At 44.8% G+C, this 18,498-nt stretch carries 19 protein-coding genes; 8 read left to right on the forward strand and 11 right to left on the reverse strand.

Features of this window, described 5'->3' with window-relative positions:
- The first annotated feature begins 3 nt into the window (after nucleotides 1–3).
- Together cbiD and guaA are read left to right on the forward strand one after the other, a co-directional pair.
- A complete protein-coding gene (cbiD, locus tag H6F56_RS01675) occupies nucleotides 4–1,155 on the forward strand; it encodes a cobalt-precorrin-5B (C(1))-methyltransferase CbiD (protein ID WP_190665083.1) in 1,152 nt (383 codons plus the stop codon).
- Between the two features lie 207 nt (nucleotides 1,156–1,362).
- Entirely contained in the window at nucleotides 1,363–2,940 is a 1,578-nt protein-coding gene (gene guaA / locus H6F56_RS01680) for a glutamine-hydrolyzing GMP synthase (RefSeq protein ID WP_242031834.1), read from the forward strand.
- 374 nt (nucleotides 2,941–3,314) lie between these two features.
- On the opposite strand, the gene H6F56_RS01685 is transcribed toward guaA, so the two are convergent.
- Nucleotides 3,315–4,223 (reverse strand): cation diffusion facilitator family transporter, encoded by a 909-nt coding sequence (locus tag H6F56_RS01685; protein ID WP_190665085.1) that lies wholly within the window; start codon nucleotides 4,221–4,223, stop codon nucleotides 3,315–3,317.
- Nucleotides 4,224–4,460: 237 nt separating this feature from the next.
- Between H6F56_RS01685 and H6F56_RS01690 the strand changes: the two genes are divergently transcribed.
- Nucleotides 4,461–4,817: a hypothetical protein gene (locus H6F56_RS01690; RefSeq protein ID WP_190665087.1), complete on the forward strand. Its 357-nt coding sequence runs from the start codon at nucleotides 4,461–4,463 to the stop codon at nucleotides 4,815–4,817.
- A gap of 133 nt (nucleotides 4,818–4,950) precedes the next feature.
- On the forward strand, nucleotides 4,951–5,343 hold the full coding sequence (locus tag H6F56_RS01695) for a hypothetical protein (protein WP_190665088.1): 393 nt from the start codon (nucleotides 4,951–4,953) through the stop codon (nucleotides 5,341–5,343).
- 152 nt (nucleotides 5,344–5,495) lie between these two features.
- On the opposite strand, the gene H6F56_RS01700 is transcribed toward H6F56_RS01695, so the two are convergent.
- From H6F56_RS01700 to H6F56_RS01720, 5 genes are all read right to left on the reverse strand, one after another.
- A complete protein-coding gene (locus H6F56_RS01700; protein ID WP_190665090.1) occupies nucleotides 5,496–5,720 on the reverse strand; it encodes a DUF4327 family protein in 225 nt (74 codons plus the stop codon).
- A 409-nt stretch (nucleotides 5,721–6,129) separates the two neighbouring features.
- The gene (locus tag H6F56_RS01705; protein WP_190665255.1) at nucleotides 6,130–7,695 is read right to left on the reverse strand and encodes a glycoside hydrolase family 3 N-terminal domain-containing protein; all 1,566 of its coding nucleotides are present in this window, start codon (nucleotides 7,693–7,695) and stop codon (nucleotides 6,130–6,132) included.
- Nucleotides 7,696–7,772: 77 nt separating this feature from the next.
- Complete coding sequence (gene rbfA, locus H6F56_RS01710) at nucleotides 7,773–8,261, reverse strand: 30S ribosome-binding factor RbfA (RefSeq protein ID WP_190665091.1); 489 nt, start codon at nucleotides 8,259–8,261, stop codon at nucleotides 7,773–7,775.
- Between the two features lie 147 nt (nucleotides 8,262–8,408).
- Entirely contained in the window at nucleotides 8,409–8,621 is a 213-nt protein-coding gene (locus H6F56_RS01715) for a DUF751 family protein (RefSeq protein ID WP_190665092.1), read from the reverse strand.
- Nucleotides 8,622–8,646: 25 nt separating this feature from the next.
- Nucleotides 8,647–9,654: an ADP-ribosylglycohydrolase family protein gene (locus tag H6F56_RS01720; RefSeq protein ID WP_190665093.1), complete on the reverse strand. Its 1,008-nt coding sequence runs from the start codon at nucleotides 9,652–9,654 to the stop codon at nucleotides 8,647–8,649.
- Between the two features lie 63 nt (nucleotides 9,655–9,717).
- Between H6F56_RS01720 and H6F56_RS01725 the strand changes: the two genes are divergently transcribed.
- The 3 genes from H6F56_RS01725 (at nucleotide 9,718) to H6F56_RS01735 (ending at nucleotide 12,249) form a co-directional block, all read left to right on the forward strand.
- A complete protein-coding gene (locus H6F56_RS01725; RefSeq protein ID WP_242031825.1) occupies nucleotides 9,718–10,539 on the forward strand; it encodes a DNA adenine methylase in 822 nt (273 codons plus the stop codon).
- Nucleotides 10,540–10,902: 363 nt separating this feature from the next.
- Nucleotides 10,903–11,625, forward strand: coding sequence for a Crp/Fnr family transcriptional regulator (locus tag H6F56_RS01730; protein ID WP_190665096.1), 723 nt, complete (start codon nucleotides 10,903–10,905; stop codon nucleotides 11,623–11,625).
- Nucleotides 11,626–11,799: 174 nt separating this feature from the next.
- Nucleotides 11,800–12,249: a response regulator gene (locus tag H6F56_RS01735; protein WP_190665098.1), complete on the forward strand. Its 450-nt coding sequence runs from the start codon at nucleotides 11,800–11,802 to the stop codon at nucleotides 12,247–12,249.
- A gap of 106 nt (nucleotides 12,250–12,355) precedes the next feature.
- Here H6F56_RS01735 and H6F56_RS01740 read toward each other — a convergent pair whose 3' ends face one another.
- From H6F56_RS01740 to H6F56_RS01750, 3 genes are all read right to left on the reverse strand, one after another.
- Nucleotides 12,356–13,639 carry a type II restriction enzyme gene (locus H6F56_RS01740; RefSeq protein WP_190665100.1) on the reverse strand — a complete coding sequence of 428 codons (1,284 nt, stop codon included), beginning with the start codon at nucleotides 13,637–13,639 and terminating at the stop codon, nucleotides 12,356–12,358.
- 11 nt (nucleotides 13,640–13,650) lie between these two features.
- Nucleotides 13,651–14,511 carry a DNA adenine methylase gene (locus H6F56_RS01745; protein ID WP_190665101.1) on the reverse strand — a complete coding sequence of 287 codons (861 nt, stop codon included), beginning with the start codon at nucleotides 14,509–14,511 and terminating at the stop codon, nucleotides 13,651–13,653.
- A gap of 378 nt (nucleotides 14,512–14,889) precedes the next feature.
- A complete protein-coding gene (locus H6F56_RS01750; RefSeq protein WP_190665103.1) occupies nucleotides 14,890–15,822 on the reverse strand; it encodes a metallophosphoesterase in 933 nt (310 codons plus the stop codon).
- 327 nt (nucleotides 15,823–16,149) lie between these two features.
- On the opposite strand from H6F56_RS01750, the gene H6F56_RS01755 reads away from it, so the two are divergent.
- Nucleotides 16,150–16,992: a hypothetical protein gene (locus tag H6F56_RS01755; RefSeq protein ID WP_199312526.1), complete on the forward strand. Its 843-nt coding sequence runs from the start codon at nucleotides 16,150–16,152 to the stop codon at nucleotides 16,990–16,992.
- Nucleotides 16,993–17,064: 72 nt separating this feature from the next.
- Here H6F56_RS01755 and H6F56_RS01760 read toward each other — a convergent pair whose 3' ends face one another.
- Together H6F56_RS01760 and H6F56_RS01765 are read right to left on the reverse strand one after the other, a co-directional pair.
- A complete protein-coding gene (locus tag H6F56_RS01760) occupies nucleotides 17,065–17,763 on the reverse strand; it encodes an N-acetylmannosamine-6-phosphate 2-epimerase (protein WP_190665105.1) in 699 nt (232 codons plus the stop codon).
- Nucleotides 17,764–17,968: 205 nt separating this feature from the next.
- Entirely contained in the window at nucleotides 17,969–18,394 is a 426-nt protein-coding gene (locus H6F56_RS01765; RefSeq protein WP_190665106.1) for a hypothetical protein, read from the reverse strand.
- Nucleotides 18,395–18,498 lie beyond the last annotated feature (104 nt).

Genomic DNA, 18,498 nt, shown 5'->3' on the forward strand with positions numbered 1-18,498 from the left:
CTGATGAATCTTTCTAAACCCCGCTCTGGATATACGCTGCCGGTGTTTGCTTGCGCGGCTGCCCTCGCTGCATTACACCGGCTTAAAAACGCTTTGCAACCGATCCCGTCAGTATCAGTCGATTTAATTGAGCCGGCTGAAACAGTAGAAATTTCGATTGAACAGGTTGCCGGTATTAAAGAAGGCATGGCCTTAGCTATTACCCGCAGCGATCCCGGAGATAATCTTGACTTAACACGCAACACGCCGATTTGGGCAATGGTTGAATTCCAAAACCGGCAGAACTCTTCTCAACAAAATCTTAGTGATTCCGAATCACAAATCACTATCCAAGGAGGCGAAGGAATTGGCAGGCAAATGAACGCTAATGAGCAACCGGCAATTTATGCCTATGCGCGGCGTTTGCTACAAGAAAACCTGAGCCGGCATTTGCAAGCCGAGGAAAAAATTACCGTCACGATTATTTTGCCAGAAGGCCGGCAGCTTGCCACCCGCACCTCAAATGAAGCCTTTGGCGTAATCGAAGGACTCTCGCTGCTGGGAACCTCCGCTATCTCTCAACCTTTAAGTGCTCCCGGACAACTTGATGCCTACTGCGAAGAACTGCGACAAAAAGCTGGCAATTTTAATGAGTTAGTGCTCTGTGTCGGAGAAAATGGATTAGATTTAGCCAAGAACTTAGGCGTTAATCCAGAACAACTGGTGAAGACGGCCAACTGGTTAGGGCCAATTCTAGCGGTTGCCGGCACAGTGGGACTGCAATCGCTCTTATTATTTGGCTATCACGGCAAACTGATTAAACTAGCCGGTGGAATCTTTCATACCCACCACCACTTAGCTGACGGACGCCTAGAGATTCTTTGCGCTCATTGTGGGAATTTAGGATTGCCGGCGCAGGATTTACAAGCAATTTTTAAGTGTGCCACCGCAGAAGACGCGCTGCAATATCTCCGCACGTTGGATCAAGCTGCCGGCACTGATTGGGTCAGCTTAGTTTATCGCGCAATTGCCCAAAAAATTGACCAGCGTTCACAGAATTACATCCGCAATCATACAGAAGCCGGCGTTCTCGTCGGTTCCGTTATGTTTGATCGCAAACGTCAAATCATTGTTAAAAGCGATTTAGGTGCTTCATTACTAGCAAAATTTTGTTAGTGTAGTTTAAATCCATAGAATGAACTCTATAGATAAGCAATTCACAAGATGCCATCAGCCTTAAGTATTCATGGCTAAATGCCGGCAAGCGAAGGGTTGATTGCTGATTGTTGATTCCATCCAAAATCCACGCATCTAAAGTCTAAAATCAGCATGACCCTGCATACACAAACCCAAGAACCCTCAGAGGCGCTCTCTTCAGGAGAGATGGAAGAAGAAGCGTTTGTAAATCGCCAGATGCTCGTAATTCTGGACTTTGGTTCTCAGTATTCGGAATTAATCGCCCGCCGCATTCGGGAGACGCAAGTTTATTCAGAAGTTTTATCTTACCGCACCACCGCTGAACAGTTGCGCCGGTTGAATCCTAAAGGAATTATTCTTTCTGGGGGACCAAGTTCTGTTTATGATGCCGGTGCCCCCCATTGTGACCCAGAAATTTGGAATTTGGGCGTGCCGGTGCTTGGTGTCTGCTACGGAATGCAATTAATGGTGCAGCAGTTAGGCGGCGAAGTTGAGCGTGCCAAACGAGCTGAATATGGAAAAGCCTCCTTATTAATTGACGATCCCACAGATTTACTAACCAATGTGGATGATGGCACCACCATGTGGATGAGTCATGGAGATTCTGTGACAAAACTGCCAGATGGGTTCAAAGTGCTCGCTCACACCGGCAATACATCCTGTGCTGCCGTCGCCCACCATGATCAAAAGTTTTACGGCGTGCAGTTCCATCCAGAGGTGGTACATTCCATTGGCGGTTTGGCTTTAATTCGCAACTTTGTTTATCATATCTGCGAGTGCGAACCGACTTGGACAACAGAAGCGTTTGTTGAAGAAGCCATTCGAGAAATTCAGGCAAAAGTAGGCGATAAACGAGTGCTGCTGGCGCTATCGGGAGGCGTTGATTCATCCACCCTGGCTTTCTTGCTGCACCGGGCAATTGGAGATCAGCTCACTTGTATGTTCATCGATCAAGGCTTTATGCGTAAGTATGAGCCAGAACGGTTGGTGAAGCTGTTCAAAGAGCAATTTCACATTGATGTAGAGTATGTGAATGCCCGTGAGCGTTTCCTTTCACAAATTGCCGGTGTCACCGATCCAGAGAAAAAACGCAAGATAATTGGGCACGAATTTATTCAGGTATTTGAAGAAGAGTCTAAACGCCTCGGCCCTTTTGATTATTTGGCACAAGGCACTCTGTATCCAGATGTGATTGAGTCTGCTGATACGAACGTTGATCCCAAAACGGGCGAACGAGTCGCGGTGAAAATTAAGAGTCATCACAATGTCGGCGGTTTGCCAAAAGATTTGCGCTTTAAATTAGTTGAACCGCTGCGGAAACTGTTTAAGGATGAAGTACGGAAAGTTGGGCGATCAATTGGCTTACCCGAAGAAATTGTGCGCCGGCATCCTTTCCCCGGCCCAGGTTTAGCCATTCGCATTTTGGGTGAAGTGACGGCGGAACGGTTAAATATTTTGCGAGATGCAGATTACGTTGTCCGCCAAGAAATTAATCAGCGGGGATTGTATCACGAATTCTGGCAGGCTTTTGCGGTGCTGTTACCAATTCGCAGTGTCGGTGTTATGGGCGATCAGCGCACCTATGCTTACCCAATCGTTTTGCGATTAATTTCTAGTGAAGATGGCATGACGGCTGACTGGTCACGTGTGCCTTACGATCTACTGGAAACGCTTTCTAACCGAATTGTTAATGAGGTTAAAGGCGTAAACCGCGTGGTTTACGATATTACTTCTAAGCCGCCTGGAACCATCGAATGGGAGTAGAGGGCGAGAGGTAGAAACCCAACCCAACCTCCGCATCTCAACAGCAGATGTAGGTTGGGTTGATTACCCTCCGTTTCACTTCCCCCAACTCAATCTCCGCATCTCAACAGGAAAACTTAGCGGAGTCGCAGCTGATGTCTATCCCTTCTTCTGATCTCGCTGTCTCTGCCTTGATATAAGTTTGGATTGAAACGCAGAAGTCTTGCTTGAGAGAAGGGGCTACCGGCACGGCTGAGCCGGTTAAAGTCGAATTAATGATTAGGAAGTTTGCTCTTAACCTTCCTATTAACTTTTGTGGAAAACTACCCATAAATCTGTGGAAAACTACCCCTTTCTGTGGAAAACTTTGGGGAATTTTCCTCAACTGTCGGCAACTAATTTGTCTCAGATTCAGATTTGTAGGTGATATTTTCAGACTGGTAAGCCGGCGGCTCGATATGAATCATAACTCGCACCGGGTTGTAGCGTTCTTGCAGGCGAGTTTCTACTTCTTCTGTGATTTGGTGAGCGGTTTCCACATCCTCGGCATCTACAATCATGTGCATTTCAATAAACACCTGCCGGCCTACAATGCCACGAGAAGCAATTTCGTGACAGTTAATCACTCCCGGTACTTGGATCACCATTGCATGAATGGCTTCAGGGGCAATTGCCATTTCATCAACCAGCCAGGGTAAATTGTCTTTAATCACTTGCCAGCCACTGCGAAATACTAACAGCGCGACCGGAAACGCCAGCAGAATATCGAGCCACATTAGCCCCTGCCAGACGCCGATTAAACCGGCAATAACGAGAATTGTCACCCAAACATCACTCATGGTGTGTTTGGCGTCTGCAATCAAAATACTGCTGCCAATGCGCTGCCCGACATTGCGCTCATAATAGGTGACAAAAATATTGATGCCTAGCACAAGTAACAGCAACCACAGTTCTGAGGGAGAAATGTTCACCGGCTTGCCCCCGTTGAGCAGCCGGTCAACTCCCCCTTTTAAAATTTCAAAGCAGGCAATGCCTAGAAATGCGGCAATTCCTAGTGCTCCCACAGCGTCAAATTTCTGATGTCCGTAAGGGTGATCCCGATCTGGGTGGGGAGAGGCTAGTTGGTTGGTCACCAGTCCTAATATATTGTTGGCGCTGTCGGTGACACTATGCAGAGCATCGGCTAGTAAGCTAAGAGAGCCGGTGAGGAATCCCACCCCTGCTTTGATCACCAACACGACTAAATTCAGCAGCAGGGTAATGAGCAAAACTTGGCGAACTTTCGCGCGGTTATCTAGTAACATAAATTTGTCTAATTCACTATTAAGTTCTATGTCATTTAGTTTAGAGCTTAATAGTTAAAAAGGCTTCAATTTGTTGTGGGGCAAGGCTTTTAATGTTTATAAGTTGCAGATAGAGAGAGATTTAACTGACACAATTAATCAATTGCGCTCACCGGCTTCCCAAAAATTTCAAAAATGCTTTCCCTAATGTGACGCTATCTTTTAGCATTAAGAGCAGGATGTTAAATTTGATAGCCCATGTCTGTTTCCCAACTAAAACTGAATCTCATTGAAGGTTCTGTCTCCTTTAGCTTTAGCCCCCAAGCGGCGCGAGAGTTGCAAGGGGCACTGGCAGAATTGATGGTTAAACTCAGAGCTGTGGCAAATAAAACAGCCGTGGGGGGTGGCGGTAAACCTAGCCCTCAGAAACCGATGGAATACCAGCACACCGGCGAGGTGTTTTTAGAAATTTTCTGCAACCCGAACATTTGGCCCAGTCCATTTGCTGCGAAAGTTTTAATTACGCTGCGCGATGAGCGTATTCGCTTGACGACTGAAGCTGAACTAACTCGCACCCTTGAGGATGTTAACCAGTTTTTGGAACAAGTAGGTTAAATCTTCAGCACGCGTCAAGGATCGAGGGATGGGGATGTGCCGGCACCCTTGGACACCACTAACGCCAGTGAGTAGCCGAGGCGACATCATTAGCTGTATTGTGTTCCAATCGTTTTGAAGCGATTTTTAACGAATGAACCCAGATAATTTAACTGATTTACTGCAAAAAGGATTTCGCGTCACCTTGGGCGCTACAAGTGCCTTCGTTGAAAGTCTGCAAGACTCCGAAAAACGCGATGAAAATCTTTCTAAGATGCAATCAGATTTCGGTAAACTAACGGAGGAGTGGGCGGACAAAGGCGCGGTGACTGAGCTGGAAGCCCGAAACTTCGTGGATACTCTCTGGACTCAACAGGCTCAATCGGCAAACAGCGAAACAACGGCGGCAGGAGATGCCACCGTTACGACAAGCGCCGAGTCGGTTGCCGATCCTGATGTTCAGGCAGATGTTGAAGCGCTAACGGCACAACTTGCGGCGCTTCGAGCTGAGCTGGAGAATCTCAAGTCTTCAGACTCTAACGGGTGAAGGGTGCCGGTTGCCAGAGTGTAACCTTAAATCCCCTTAAAAACATAAAGTGCTCGTTAGGTATCCAATCGAGCACTCACAATGCCTATATTACGGGCGGTTTTTCAACCGACAAACAAGTCTTTGAGGCACCGCAGCGCCGATTTAATAATTTAATCGTTGTCCCAGACTTCACGACCCATGAGGTCGCCAATCCGGTCTCTTAGTAAGAAGTTGCATCTTTCTAACTCGTTTTCTACGCAGGCCCACTCACGCGCCGGTATATACTGACACAGACTGTAAATGGGTTGCTGGCGGCTAACGATGCCTTTACTCACGAGCTGCCGAGCTTCATCTTTTATGACATCGATGGAGTATCGAACGGTAGACAAATTCATATTAATCCTTTCAATCTTGATTTACAAACTAGCCGGGGTAGACCGTGAAAACCACTAAGGGGAGATGAAATATCTCGTAACAGGAGGTAAAACTCCCTACTTGATATATTAAACGTAAATTTGTATCTAGGTATACTGAATCCTTTCTATTGTCACGCTAAGTCCCCCGGAATTAGGTTAAATAATTATTAAGAATTTCCCAGATCTGAAGTTGGGTAAGCGGGCTGATGTGGTTGTATCCCTTACAATACCGTCATTCTGCCGCTGCCTGAAGCGTTGATAAAATTTTCGCTTTGGTAGAGCTGGGTGTTCCTCCTGCCGCTAGGCATGAATCGACAAGCTTTTCCCACTGCCGGTCAACGCTAAGGATTATGTAAATTACAAAGATTTGAATGTCGTCTCCGCCAGATCAGAAAGTTTGGGAGAGAGAAAAGGAAGTACCAAACAAGGTTTCTAGCGCGAGTGCTTGGGCGGGAAGCGTTTGTCCGTAGGAAAACACGTAAGTTATTTCTTTCGGTAGATCCGCTGAGAGCTGCTTTAATACATAAGGACTACCGTAAACCACTAATGCCTGTAGTTCCCCAGTTTTTAATAATTTTTTAAACCAAGCGAGTGCTGCCTCACTTACCTGGGCGCTGCTGCGGAAGGGATTGCCACGAATAAAGATTTGCAGCAATGTGGGGTGCAAGTTGCCTGCCGCTAAATTTTTGAGCAGAAAATTGCTGTTGCGGTCACAGATTTGGAGTTGATAGCCAAGTTGTTTGGGGAAGTCGATTGCCGGCGCGTGGTGGCCCAACACATCGCTGAGAAGGATGTCATCAAGGATGATGAGGTTCTGTAGATTGTCCTTTTTGTCAACCGGCAAAGGCAAAGAGCCACCGGCTTGCATTGAATCCTGCAAGATACTGGCAGCAGCATTTTGGGCTGCCGGTGTGGCGAGGAGACTGAGCGCTGCATCCTGAGTGGTGGAATAATTTTGTGCGGATTGTTCGTAAATTTTCCGCTTGGCTTGCCAAATTCGCTCGACGGAGGCGCGAATTCGTTCTGGGGAAATGCGACCGGCTGCAACGGCATCACATACAGCTTTGATCGCATTCGCGGGATCAAGCGGCATCAGCAGAATATCGGCACCGGCTTCTAACGCTAAAATCGGGGCTTCATTCGGGCCATATTCATTGGCGATGGCACCCATTACCAAGGCGTCGGTGACAATTAAGCCATTAAATCCCAGCTTTTCTCGCAACTGGCCGGTCAAAATTTGATGGGACAGAGTGGCCGGTTTCTCAGCGTCCCAGCATTTAATCACCAAATGAGCGCTCATGACTGCATCGACATCGGCAGCTATGGCAGCGGTAAAGGGCGGTAATTCAATTTCTGCGAGTCTATCGCTGCTGTGGGGCAACACCGGCAGTTCTAGATGGGAATCAACGGCTGTGTCGCCGTGTCCGGGAAAATGCTTGGCGGTGGTTAAAACCGGCCACTGATGAGCACCGCGAATAAACGCACTTGCCAGCCGGCTTACCGTTGCCGGTGTTTCACCAAATGAGCGGACATTAATCACCGGGTTGTCGGGATTATTGTTCACATCCACCACCGGCGCAAGCACCCAGTTAAAGCCGAGAGCGACTGCTTCTTGAGCGGTGAATGCTCCCATTGCTTCGGCGTAGCCTTCCGCTTTAACCGGGTCTTTGCCGGCAATGGCACCGAGGGCCATCGGTGGCGGAAACCAAGTGGCCCCGTCAAACCGTTGGCCCGTGCCTTCTTCGATATCAGAGGCAAGCAGCAAGGGAATTTTAGACCAAGATTGCAGCTGTTGAGTTCGTAAAATCAGATCGCCGCTGTTCCCCACCGGCAACAGCACACCTCCGACACCGAGGTTGGCGATCAAGTGTTTGAGGTTGGCTGCCGTTGGTTCCCATTCCGGATAACGAATTTGGTGATCAAACAGGTAGCCAGACGCCCGAATTACGAACATTTGAGCCACCTGTTCCTCTAAGGAGAGGGTTTTCACGTCAGGCAGCGCTGCTTTGGAATCAAAATTCGCCAAATCTGTCAATCCTCTTCTGCCGAGATAGTATAGAAGTCTTCGTCGCCTTCGGTTTCTGAAAAATCGTTGCCTTCATCACCGTTGCTTTCTGAAAGCTTGTTGCCTTCATCGCCGTTGGTTTCTGAAAGATCGTCGGGTTTGCGATCACCACTGATCTGATTAATCAGCGATAGGATGCGATCTCCCCGTTCTAAAGAGCGATCTTCTAAAAACACGACTTCTGGCGTGCGGCGTAGGCGGACTCTATGGCCCAGTTCGCTACGGACAAAGCCGGTTGCAGACTTCAAGCCGGCCATTGTTTCAGCCCGTGCCTCTATGCTGCCGTAGATGCTGACGAAGATTTTAGCGTGTTGCAGGTCGCCGGAAACGTCAACATCTGTAACGGTGACCATGCCGGCACCCACGCGGTCATCTTTAATATCGTTTAGCAACATCAGGCTAACTTCGCGTTTGATTTGGGAAGCCACGCGGGAAACTCGACGATCGGTAGCCATAATTTCAACCTTTTTAATGCAGTATGCGCTTTTGCTTTTTGTCAGTTACCTGATGTCAGTTGTGATCGGTTATGGGTTATTTGCCTGCCGGCAAAAGACACAGGAGGAATGACAAAAGGCAAAAACCTCTGAGTGCTAACCTCTAGTCTAGACTGGACTCAGCCCCAGCATGGCTCGCAGGGTCAAACTGATAAAGATTGCACCTGACACCAATAACGCTATTAGGGCAACTGCCGTGACAGGTCGCTTTATAAACGGTTTCAACCATTCAAACAAGAAGAAAAATATCCCCAGGATGATGGTGACAAAGTATCGGGGGTAACGAGTGACGTTTGTCCAAAAATCATCAAATGCGACCATATTTAAGAGCGGCTAACACGAGCGGCTAAGAGTCAGTGTTCTTTAACTGGTAACATTTGTTTGCAAGTTCGACAAGTTCAGCATATCGCCAAGATCCCCTATCGTTGAGCCGGCTTCCTAGTTCTTGAGGAATGGCGGCAAGTCCAAGGTAGGCACCACTCATCGCACCTGCCATTGCTGCCGTGGTATCAACATCCCCACCGACTGCGATAGCGGTGCAGATAGTTTGCCAGTAGTTTGCTGGCGTTTTGAGGAAAGAATACAAGCTCCACAATACGCTGCCAACAACAAACGGGGATATGCCCCGCCAATCAGATGTATAGTCGGTTGGTAAGCCGGCTGTGGAGACAAATTTTACGGCTTCTGCCGGCGGTTGTGGTATCCACAATATTAGTTCTTTTATACTCGCTGCGAAGGTCAGGTCTATTTCGCTGACCCACTGGCTTAATTGAGATAAAAATGGCTTCGGTTCCATACTAGATCCCTGAAGCCCAAGCGCAACCGCACCAGCGACTGCCACTGCGCCGGCAGAGCAACGCACGTCTTGATGGGTGATACGTCCTTGGTCATGTGCCGCTTGAATCATCTGTTGGGGATCATCACAAAAGATTAACCCAATGGGTGCCGCTCTCATGGCGCTGCCATTGCCGGCATCAGGTGCTGGAGTGCCGGCATCTTGCCAAGGGACACCTTGTGCCAGCCGCAGTGCCGCTTTTTCCGTTGCTCTACCGCGTCCAACAATTCGATTTTCTGTGAAAATTGCAGCGATGCGGCAGGCATAATCGTCGGGATCGAATCTGCCGCAGGTAACATAGCTTTGCAGGAGTTCCCTTGCCAGTTGCGAGTCGTCGGTATACTGACCGAAGGGATAGGGGAAGCGATCTCTCTCCCCTGGTTGCTTGATGCTCAGTTCATATTTAACATAATTCTGACAAGCTTCGGGGGCATAGCCTTCGACTCGGCAGCCGGTCGCGTCTCCAAGACACTGGCCGATCAGGCAACCGGAAAATTGTTCTGGACGCGGTAAGCTCATGCTCTTTTTGTTAACTGTAAATGTCTTAGCTGCTGCCTGTTTCTATTTTTATCGCTTATGTTAATGCAAGATTTAAAAACAGTCTCTCCCCGTCCGTTTTTAAAATGGGCTGGGGGTAAAGGTAAGCTGATTCAGCAGTATATTCCTTATTTTCCAACCGAATTTAAAACTTATTATGAACCCTTTTTGGGCGGTGGGGCTGTTTTTTTTCACCTGTTGTCGGCCCACTCTATTTTAACAGATATTAATCCAGAATTAATTAATGCCTATCGCTGTGTAAGAGATCTGGTCGAGGCAGTTATCTTACTTTTAGAAAACCATCACTTAAAACATCACAAAGAATATTATTATCAGGTGCGTTCGCGTGCCGGCACTTCAGAAGTAGAAAGGGCGGCTCGTTTCATTTATCTCAATAAAACTTGTTTTAACGGTCTTTATCGAGAAAATTCTAAGGGCGCGCTTAATGTTCCGATTGGAAACTACAAAAATCCAACCATTTGTAATGCCGAGTTGCTGCGCTCGGTTTCAGTCGCACTGAAAACTGCTCAAATCGAAGTCAGACCTTTCGATGCTGTTCTGAATTTTGCCAAAACAGGCAAAGACTTTGTTTATTTTGATCCGCCCTATTATCCTTTAAGCCCAACCAGTAATTTTACCGCCTACAGTCGCCATGCTTTTACTGAAGCAGACCAAATTAAATTGAAAGATATTATTACAAAATTGGTAAGTTTGGGCGTAAGTGTGATGCTGTCTAATTCAGATTGTTTGTTTATTCGAGAACTGTATAAAGATTTCAAGATTCACACGATATCAGCGGCAAGGGCGATTAACTCAAAAGGGAATAAGCGCGGAAAGATTGCTGAGGTTCTTGTGACTTCTTATTAAAATAAGCATTTGACTGGCGAAAACCTGGGGAAAGCGAGCGCAACATTGAGCGTTTATCGAGCAACTTGGTACAAGCGTTATTTTTTCTTCAATCAGTCACAATTAGGCTAGCAAAAATTTTCAATAGAAACTTCTAAATTAATAAGTTTGGTAGTTAAGTCTGCTTATCCCCATCTGTACGATACCGCACAGATAAAGCAGCTAAATTATATAGACGAAATGCAAACTTAATCTGTTACGATTGAATTGAATAAAAGGAAGTTTAGTCTTTTTTCTGCAAAATCGTTTCTGACATAAGCAGCGGTTTCTGTATTGCGTTGCTGATGTCATCACTTTTTTTATAATCATTTGGTCAAGAGAGCTATGCCTGTATCTAAAGATTCCGGAAGAGCGGGAAATCAACTGCTTGCAGCGCTGCCGGCTGAAGAGTACCAACGCCTGGTTCCTTACTTGGAAAAAGTTGAACTCAACAACCACCAAGTGCTGTATAACCCTAACGAACTCATCGAATTTGTGTATTTTCCCACTCAAGGAGTGGTTTCTTTGCTTTACGCGATGGAAGATGGCTCAACTGTCGAAGTTGGAATAGTTGGAGCGGAAGGAATGGTCGGTATTCCCGTAATTTTGGGAGGCATGAAAACGACGAACCTAGCTCTTGTGCAAGTTGCCGGCTATGGGATGCGGCTTAAGGCAAGCCTGCTGAAAAGTGAATTTGAACGGGGAGGTGTGCTGCAAACTTTGCTGCTGCGATACTCACAAGCGCTGTTGAGTTTTGTGTCACAGACTGCTGCTTGCAACCGGCTTCATACCCTAGAGGAACGACTCTCCCGGTGGCTGCTGCTAGTCCAGCACCGGCTACAATCGGACGAGTTGCCGCTCACGCAAGAATATATCTCGCAAATGCTAGGGACACGTCGCTCCGGTGTGACGGTGGCAGCCGGCACCCTTCAACAGGCGGGAATTATCTCCTACAAACGCGGTAAGATTAATATCCTTAACCAAGAGAACTTGGAAGCAACGGCTTGCGAATGTTATCAAGTGATCCAGAGCGAGTTTGCGCGGCTATTGAATCTTGAGCAAGGTTAAATTCTTAAGAAATTTCGGTTAAATTCCCGCTTATGTGCGAGAGCGTACTGACAACGTCAGGCAGGGGACTTTATTGTTTAAGGATGTAGAAATAGGCGTTAACGGCTCTTGTAGTAGCAACGGTCGTTTGTTCCTTTCCTAAAACAAGCTCTTGCGTACACGGGAGATCCATCCATGCTTAATGATTATCTATTGCTGGACGGTCTGCGGTTGCTCGTTGTGGATGACGACCCTGATACGATATCTTTACTCACGTTTCTCTTTGAAGCAGACGGAGCAGAACTGATCGCGGCAAATTCAGCCAGTGAAGCCCTACAAGCACTGAAATTTTTTAAGGCAGATATCTTAATCAGCGATATTAAGCTGCCTGAAGAAGACGGCTACGCTCTGATCGCCAAAATTAGGACTCTTGATGCTGAGCGAGGTGGAAACATTCCAGCTATTGCGATGAGTGGATATGTCAGGGATGAGGATAGCAGAGAGGCACTCTCAGCCGGTTATGATGCCCACATAGCTAAGCCGGTCAATCTAGATGAGTTAGTCGAAGTTGTGACGACCCTTGCTGCCCGAACTGGGGTATTACGCGGAATGGATGGCAGTGCTGAATTCCCCTTAGCTGTTTAATAAAATAATTCCTTGATCGAAAATTTGGTTTTCCCTATTGGGATCGCTGAGCAAAATGTGATAAGTTAGCCGGTGCGAATTTGAGTTAAATTCGCACCGGCTAATCTTAAATTTGTGCCCAAATCCATTCTATCCATCCTCGAACAGTAGAGGCACGTCTTCCTTGAGTGCCTGGGTTGATACCTAAATTGCTTCGCGACATGATTTCACAAATTTGCTCTTTTGATGGAATTCCACCGTTCTTTATACTTAATTCAAAGCATCGATAAAAAATTTCATGTTCTAAAATTTTTTTCATAAAATCAAGATATTTTAATTTATGTCTTTTTCTTAAAATAGATTTTGCTTCATTCGTTAACTTAAAACATATTTTTTTAGTTACAGGATCTTTATACTTTTTTATCAATCCTAAATATCTACTTGCATGAGTGTAATAATCCGTCTGTCTCCTATCAAATTGATAGTTTTCTGTAATCTCATCTTTAGTTAAATCTTTGTCAACTAATAATGATAATAAGTCAACAACTTTTTCAAATATATCTGCTTGCGGAATTGAAATATTTTTTGGTTCTGCTACTAATTGAATATTCTCAAAAAGGATAGAAACATCTTCTCGTTGTATTTCTTCATGGGCTATCGTATAATTCTTTTGGCTAACTAGAATCAAAGAATTATAATCTTGAGGATTTTTAAATTCATAAATAAAGAAAGTATAAGTGTCATTAGAATAGGTCATCAGTATGGGGATGACTGGTTTGCTGATTTTTTGTGACCATAGCCTATAGGGATAGTAAAGTTGTCGAATTAAAAAATCATCAATCATAGACTTTTTAGCTTCTATTAATAAAAAATAGTTTTTGCTCTCAAACCCCCCATCTATTTCACACTGAGAATTTTTTACCTCAATTGTATAAGGTTGATTAGCATTATTTAAATTTCCAATACTAAATTCAAAAGAATCTGTAGACATTCTTCCTGAAACAGTGTAATGAGTGCTTTCGCCATCCTCTATCAAATTATCAATAATTCCTATATTAAATGCACAATGCAAGGCAGAACTTTCTGAGTATAAATTTGTATAATCAATGCTTTCTATATTCTCTGGCAAATTAACAGGTATTACTTCAGTTTCCTTATTGTATTCCACAGAACAGTAGGAATCAAAATGACCAATAACATATTCGTTACGAGATATTGGTAGAATTGAAAGTTTGTGTTCTCTAAAGATTTCTGGCAAGTTAACATGATGATCAAACTTAGCCATCAATCTGCTTTCTCTTTCTTCATTGATTTGGGCTGCGCGGATTTTAAATAAACCATTTTTACTGACTTCCTCTAAAATATTGTATTGCTCAAACAGTTTTTTCCAAGATTCATCATTCTTAGTCATTTTTAGCTTCATTAGGGGTTATAGTTAAGAACTAAAATTTCCTCAACAACTCCTCTTTTTAAAGCATTAGAATTAATATTTCTTGTAGCCCTTACTATTTTAAAATTATCTTGATAATCTTTGTACAATTCTTTGATAAAATCCGTACAAGAGTTACTTAGCATAACCTGGCAACCTCGGTTAGTTAATTCGTCGAAAACTCTCTTTAATCGCTTCTGTTCTTCTCTATTAAAACCATTAACATCATAGCCAGTAAAAGAAGCTGTATCTGATACCGGATCGTAGGGTGGATCTAAATATACAAAATCTCCCTTCTTAGCAGTTTTAACGGCTTCTTCAAAATCCGTGTTCAAAAGTTTTACTTGATTTGTGTTTAAGTAATTACTGACAGCTTTTAAAACTGCATCATCTAAAATATTGGGATTTTTGTATTTACCAAATGGAACATTAAATTGGCCTTGAGAATTAACTCTAAATAATCCATTGTAACAAGTTTTATTCAAGAATATAATTCGAGCAGCCTTTTCTACTGGTGATAGACTTTGATATTTTTTAGTTGACCGATCTAAATCTCTAACATCATAATAGTAATGCTCACTATTATTATTCTTATAAACTGTTAATTGTTCAATCAGCTCATCTAATAAATCTTTCACAACTTGATAGCAGTTAATTAGTTCCCAGTTGCTATCATTAATAACAGCTTTTTTGGGTTGAAGTTCAAAAAATAATGCTCCACCCCCTATAAAAGGTTCATAGTATGTATGTTTGCTTAAACTTTTTTTAGGAACATATTTTAAAATTTCTGGTAATAGTTGTCTTTTACCTCCAGCCCACTTCAAGAAAGGTTTTACTACCTTATTGCCGCTCACAAACAACCTCTATAGACACCTATGGAACGAGACAAAAATGACTAATGATTTTTAAGTCATCAGCTATTATAAAGTAGATTGATTTTTAAGTCAACTACCTCAAAACTTATTTTTATAGATTCAAGAAATCATCCACGTTCATAGAATTCGCATAGAGCAATTCTAAATAAAACGTTATAACATTTGCGGGCATCTTGCCTTTAGCCCAGTTTTTTTATATTTTTTGCTTGTTTACAACTTATTTATGATTACTATAAAATGAGAAATTATGCGAGATCAAAAGAACAATCAATAAATATTTATTTATTATTTAAATTTTTATTGATTGATTTATAAAAGTGAAGAGTTTAAAAGCTAAATTTAATAAGATGCCCAAGTTTAAATCGGTTTCAAGAAAATTACCCCTTGGTCGAAAATTTGATTATTTTTATCTATCCCACTGAGCAAAATGTGAGTGGGATAGATATCAATTGCAGCAAAACTTAGCTTACTAACAGAATGGGCCGTTACTTCAGAATGACCAACCGGCCTGGTTCCTGCGCCGGCACCGCAAGTTAAATAAGTTGTGCCTTTAATAGTCCGTGTGCGTTCATAATTGTGATCATGGCCGTTGATGTAAAGACGGACGTTATATTTTTCAAACAAAGGCGTTAAGATTTGCTTTAATTGCTTGCTAGCTCCATGTAGGCCGGCAGAATAAACGGGATGATGACCGAAGACAATTTTCCAAGGGGCATCGCTGCTGCTCAGTTCTTTTTCTAACCAGGGAAGTTGGGTTTTCCAATCTGCATTGTAATTGGTGTCTAATGCAAAAAATTGGATGGAATCGCGGCGAAATGTATAGTAGCGCCCTGACATATTGAAACCGGCATATTTCACTTGGGGGTTGCCATTATCGGTGGCAATATCGTGGTTGCCAAGACAGGCTTGAAATTTCACTCCTGCATCCAGCAATGGCTGATAGGGTTTCTCGAAAACAGCCTCAATTTTTTCAATTTCACCACTATTGTAAATATTGTCGCCGGCAAGAATCGCTAAATCAAACGGGTGTTGCTGATGGTAGCGAGTCATCGCCTCAGCAACCGCATATTGTCCGCGTGTGCCGGTGCCGGTGTCTGCCAGGGAAACAAAGCGAAAAATTGGCCGGCTGAGGCGTAGAGAGGCGATTGTCGCCGCTTCTTCTGCATTGGCAGCAATGGCATAGCCAGCCGCACTTTGGGCAGTGTGTCCCCCAAGGGTTTTGCCCAGCGCAGTTAACCCAAAGCCGGTGAGACTGGTTAAAATTAAAAACTGACGGCGTGTAATGCTCATAGTTGGCTAGACTTCACAGGAAGACAAACGGCTAAGATATTCGATTTTACTTTCTGTGGGCTTACCGTGCCGGGAAAGTGAGCCGGTGATAGCGCCTGAAATCCACTTGAATCCCTATCAGGGATTGAACGCTTGATTTTTGAACGATTTACCCGGTGATAGAAACCGGCATAAAAGAGTTTTCTGGGGATGCCGGTATCACTCTGCTACTTCAGTTGCCCGGTGCGCCCATGTGATTTTTGTCCTAGAATGCCCATAAAATGAGGGGTGAAAACAGGGAAAGCGATTCCTTGAATCCCTCAACGGGATTGAAAAAAGGGAGATCACATGACCGAAAATCAGCCAAACCCCCCAGAGTCAGCACAACCTCAACCTCAAACGCCTGCGCCCCAAGCTTCAGGCGCACCGGCAGCAACAGGGTTGCCACCCCAGAAGCCATCGTTAGTCAAAACGCTCAGCATTAAAACGCTGCGGGGCACAATCGGGGTGTTAGAAAAGGCGGTGGCAAAACTGGAGGCACCCCCCCCAGCGCAGCCTCAGCCTTCTGTGTTCGATAAACTGCGCCCCGTACTCCTCAGCCTTTGGAATGGCTGGGTGGTTGTGCTGGATACGATTCGCTCTTTTTTACCGGCATCCCTGAGTCAAAAATTGCCCAACTGGGGTTTAACCAGCACGATAGCGGGACTTCTGGCGCTGGTCATTTGGACGGGATCTGCCCTATTCTCCGAAAAACCCCCAGAAGTTGCCAAACTTCCCACCGGAGGCGTCCCCACACCCCCAGAATTGAGCGCACCCTCAGCGCCGGTGCCGGTGGAACCTGCCCCAGAACCCGTACCAGAATTAACGCCGGAACAGCGCTTAATCGCCTCGATTCAGGAGCAAGTTACGGACGTTACCACTCAATATGCAGACGGGTTAATTCAGTCTGTAGAAGCGAATTTTCAGGGCAGTCTTTTGGTGGTAAAAGTTAGTGATGATTGGTACACCCTGAAGAATGGACGTCAAGATAAGTTGGCGAAGGAAATGTTACAGCGGGCTAAGGATTTAGATTTTAGCCGGTTGAAAATTTTGGACTCTCAAAGTGTTGTGGTTGCCCGGAGTCCGGTTATCGGGACTGATATGGTGCTTTTGAAGCGACGGGTTACGAGTCCTGAAGCTTTGACAAGTTGATTTTTTAACCGCAGATGGATGCAGATAAACGCAGATGATTGCGCGGGTGCCGGCAGATATCAGCAGATCAGGTTAGTTTAGGTTAAATAAGGCTGATTTATACGCTTTAACCTGGAGATCAATGCCGGTGATTGCTGTGCCAACCACGACAGCATAAGCACCTAAATCAAGGGCTTGTTTCGCCATTTCTGGCGATGCAATTCCGCCTTCACAAATTGCCGGGATTCTCACCTTTTCTACAATTTCAGCAAGCAAGTTAAATGCTGGGGGCGTTTGGTTTTGAGTGATGCCGGTGTAACCATAAAGTGTCGTTCCTACAATGCCTGCGCCGGCATCTGCTGCGGCGATGGCTGCTTCAATTGCATCCACATCTGCCATCACCGGCACGTTTAACTCTTTGTTAATCCGGTAAATTAATTCACCCACCACTTCTGGGCGATTTCTTAGGGTGGCGTCAATGGCAATAATATCTGCGCCGGCATCTGCAATTGCTGCTGCGTGTTCAAATAGGGGCGTAATATAAACGTCATATCCCGGCACTTGTTGCTTCCACAATCCGATGATTGGAATGCCGGCACCTAAACGTTCTCGCACTGCTTTAACGTGTGCAGGAGTATCAATTCGGATGCCGGCAGCGCCTTGATTGATCGCGGCTTGCGCCATTGCTGCAATGACTTGAGGATCGTGTAAGGGCGAGTCTGCCGGTGCTTGGCAGGACACAATTAGTCCTCGATTGAGTAATTCTATGGGCTTTACAAAATTAGCAGACATGGCAACAATTAGCGGCAAATATTTTTATATCTTACCGTATTTTCTGTTTTTTTATAAACCACAGATACACACAGATGGTTTTGAAAGATTTTTAGTTTGGCAGTTGATTAAGTTTTCTAGAAAGTGATTGTTAGGAAATTCAAGATTTCTCTAAATTCCTCTTAAAAAGCTTCGTCGGGTGCGTGAGTCACGCACCCGAATGATCTTACGGCTGAGGTGCGACTCCTTTTTCTTCGAGGCAGCGCTTAAACTCGACTTCTGCTACCGTTGTTTGATCACTGTTTCCTTTTAGTGCGCCGGCAAGCCGGTCATTTCCCATTTTATCCAGGGGTTTATCTGGCTTAGCAACTGTATTTTTATTACTTTTATTCAGGGACTGTTTGCATTCTTCAACCGCATCAATTCGTTGACCCCTTGCTTGAGAAACCGCAGAGTCTCCCTGAGTCAAATCTTCCTTGGGTTGCAAGGCGGTGTGTGCCCCATCTGCATAGTAAATATTGCTGTCAAAATTAAGATTCGGCATTGCCCAAGCTGAGAAAGCCGGCAAGCTGAATAACCAGAATAACCCAGCTAACACTGTAGTCACAATTGTGCGACTAAATATTTGAAAACCTCGATTAGAGTTAATCATTTTCTCATTCCTTTGTTCAAAAGTTTTTGTATTCTCTGATATGTTATTCAAGCTTTAGCTAAAATCAATGTGCCTTGAGAAAGATTTTTTTTATAAACATGAGA

Origin of the sequence: Microcoleus sp. FACHB-672 (assembly GCF_014695725.1) — a bacterium.
Taxonomy (GTDB): domain Bacteria; phylum Cyanobacteriota; class Cyanobacteriia; order Cyanobacteriales; family Oscillatoriaceae; genus FACHB-68.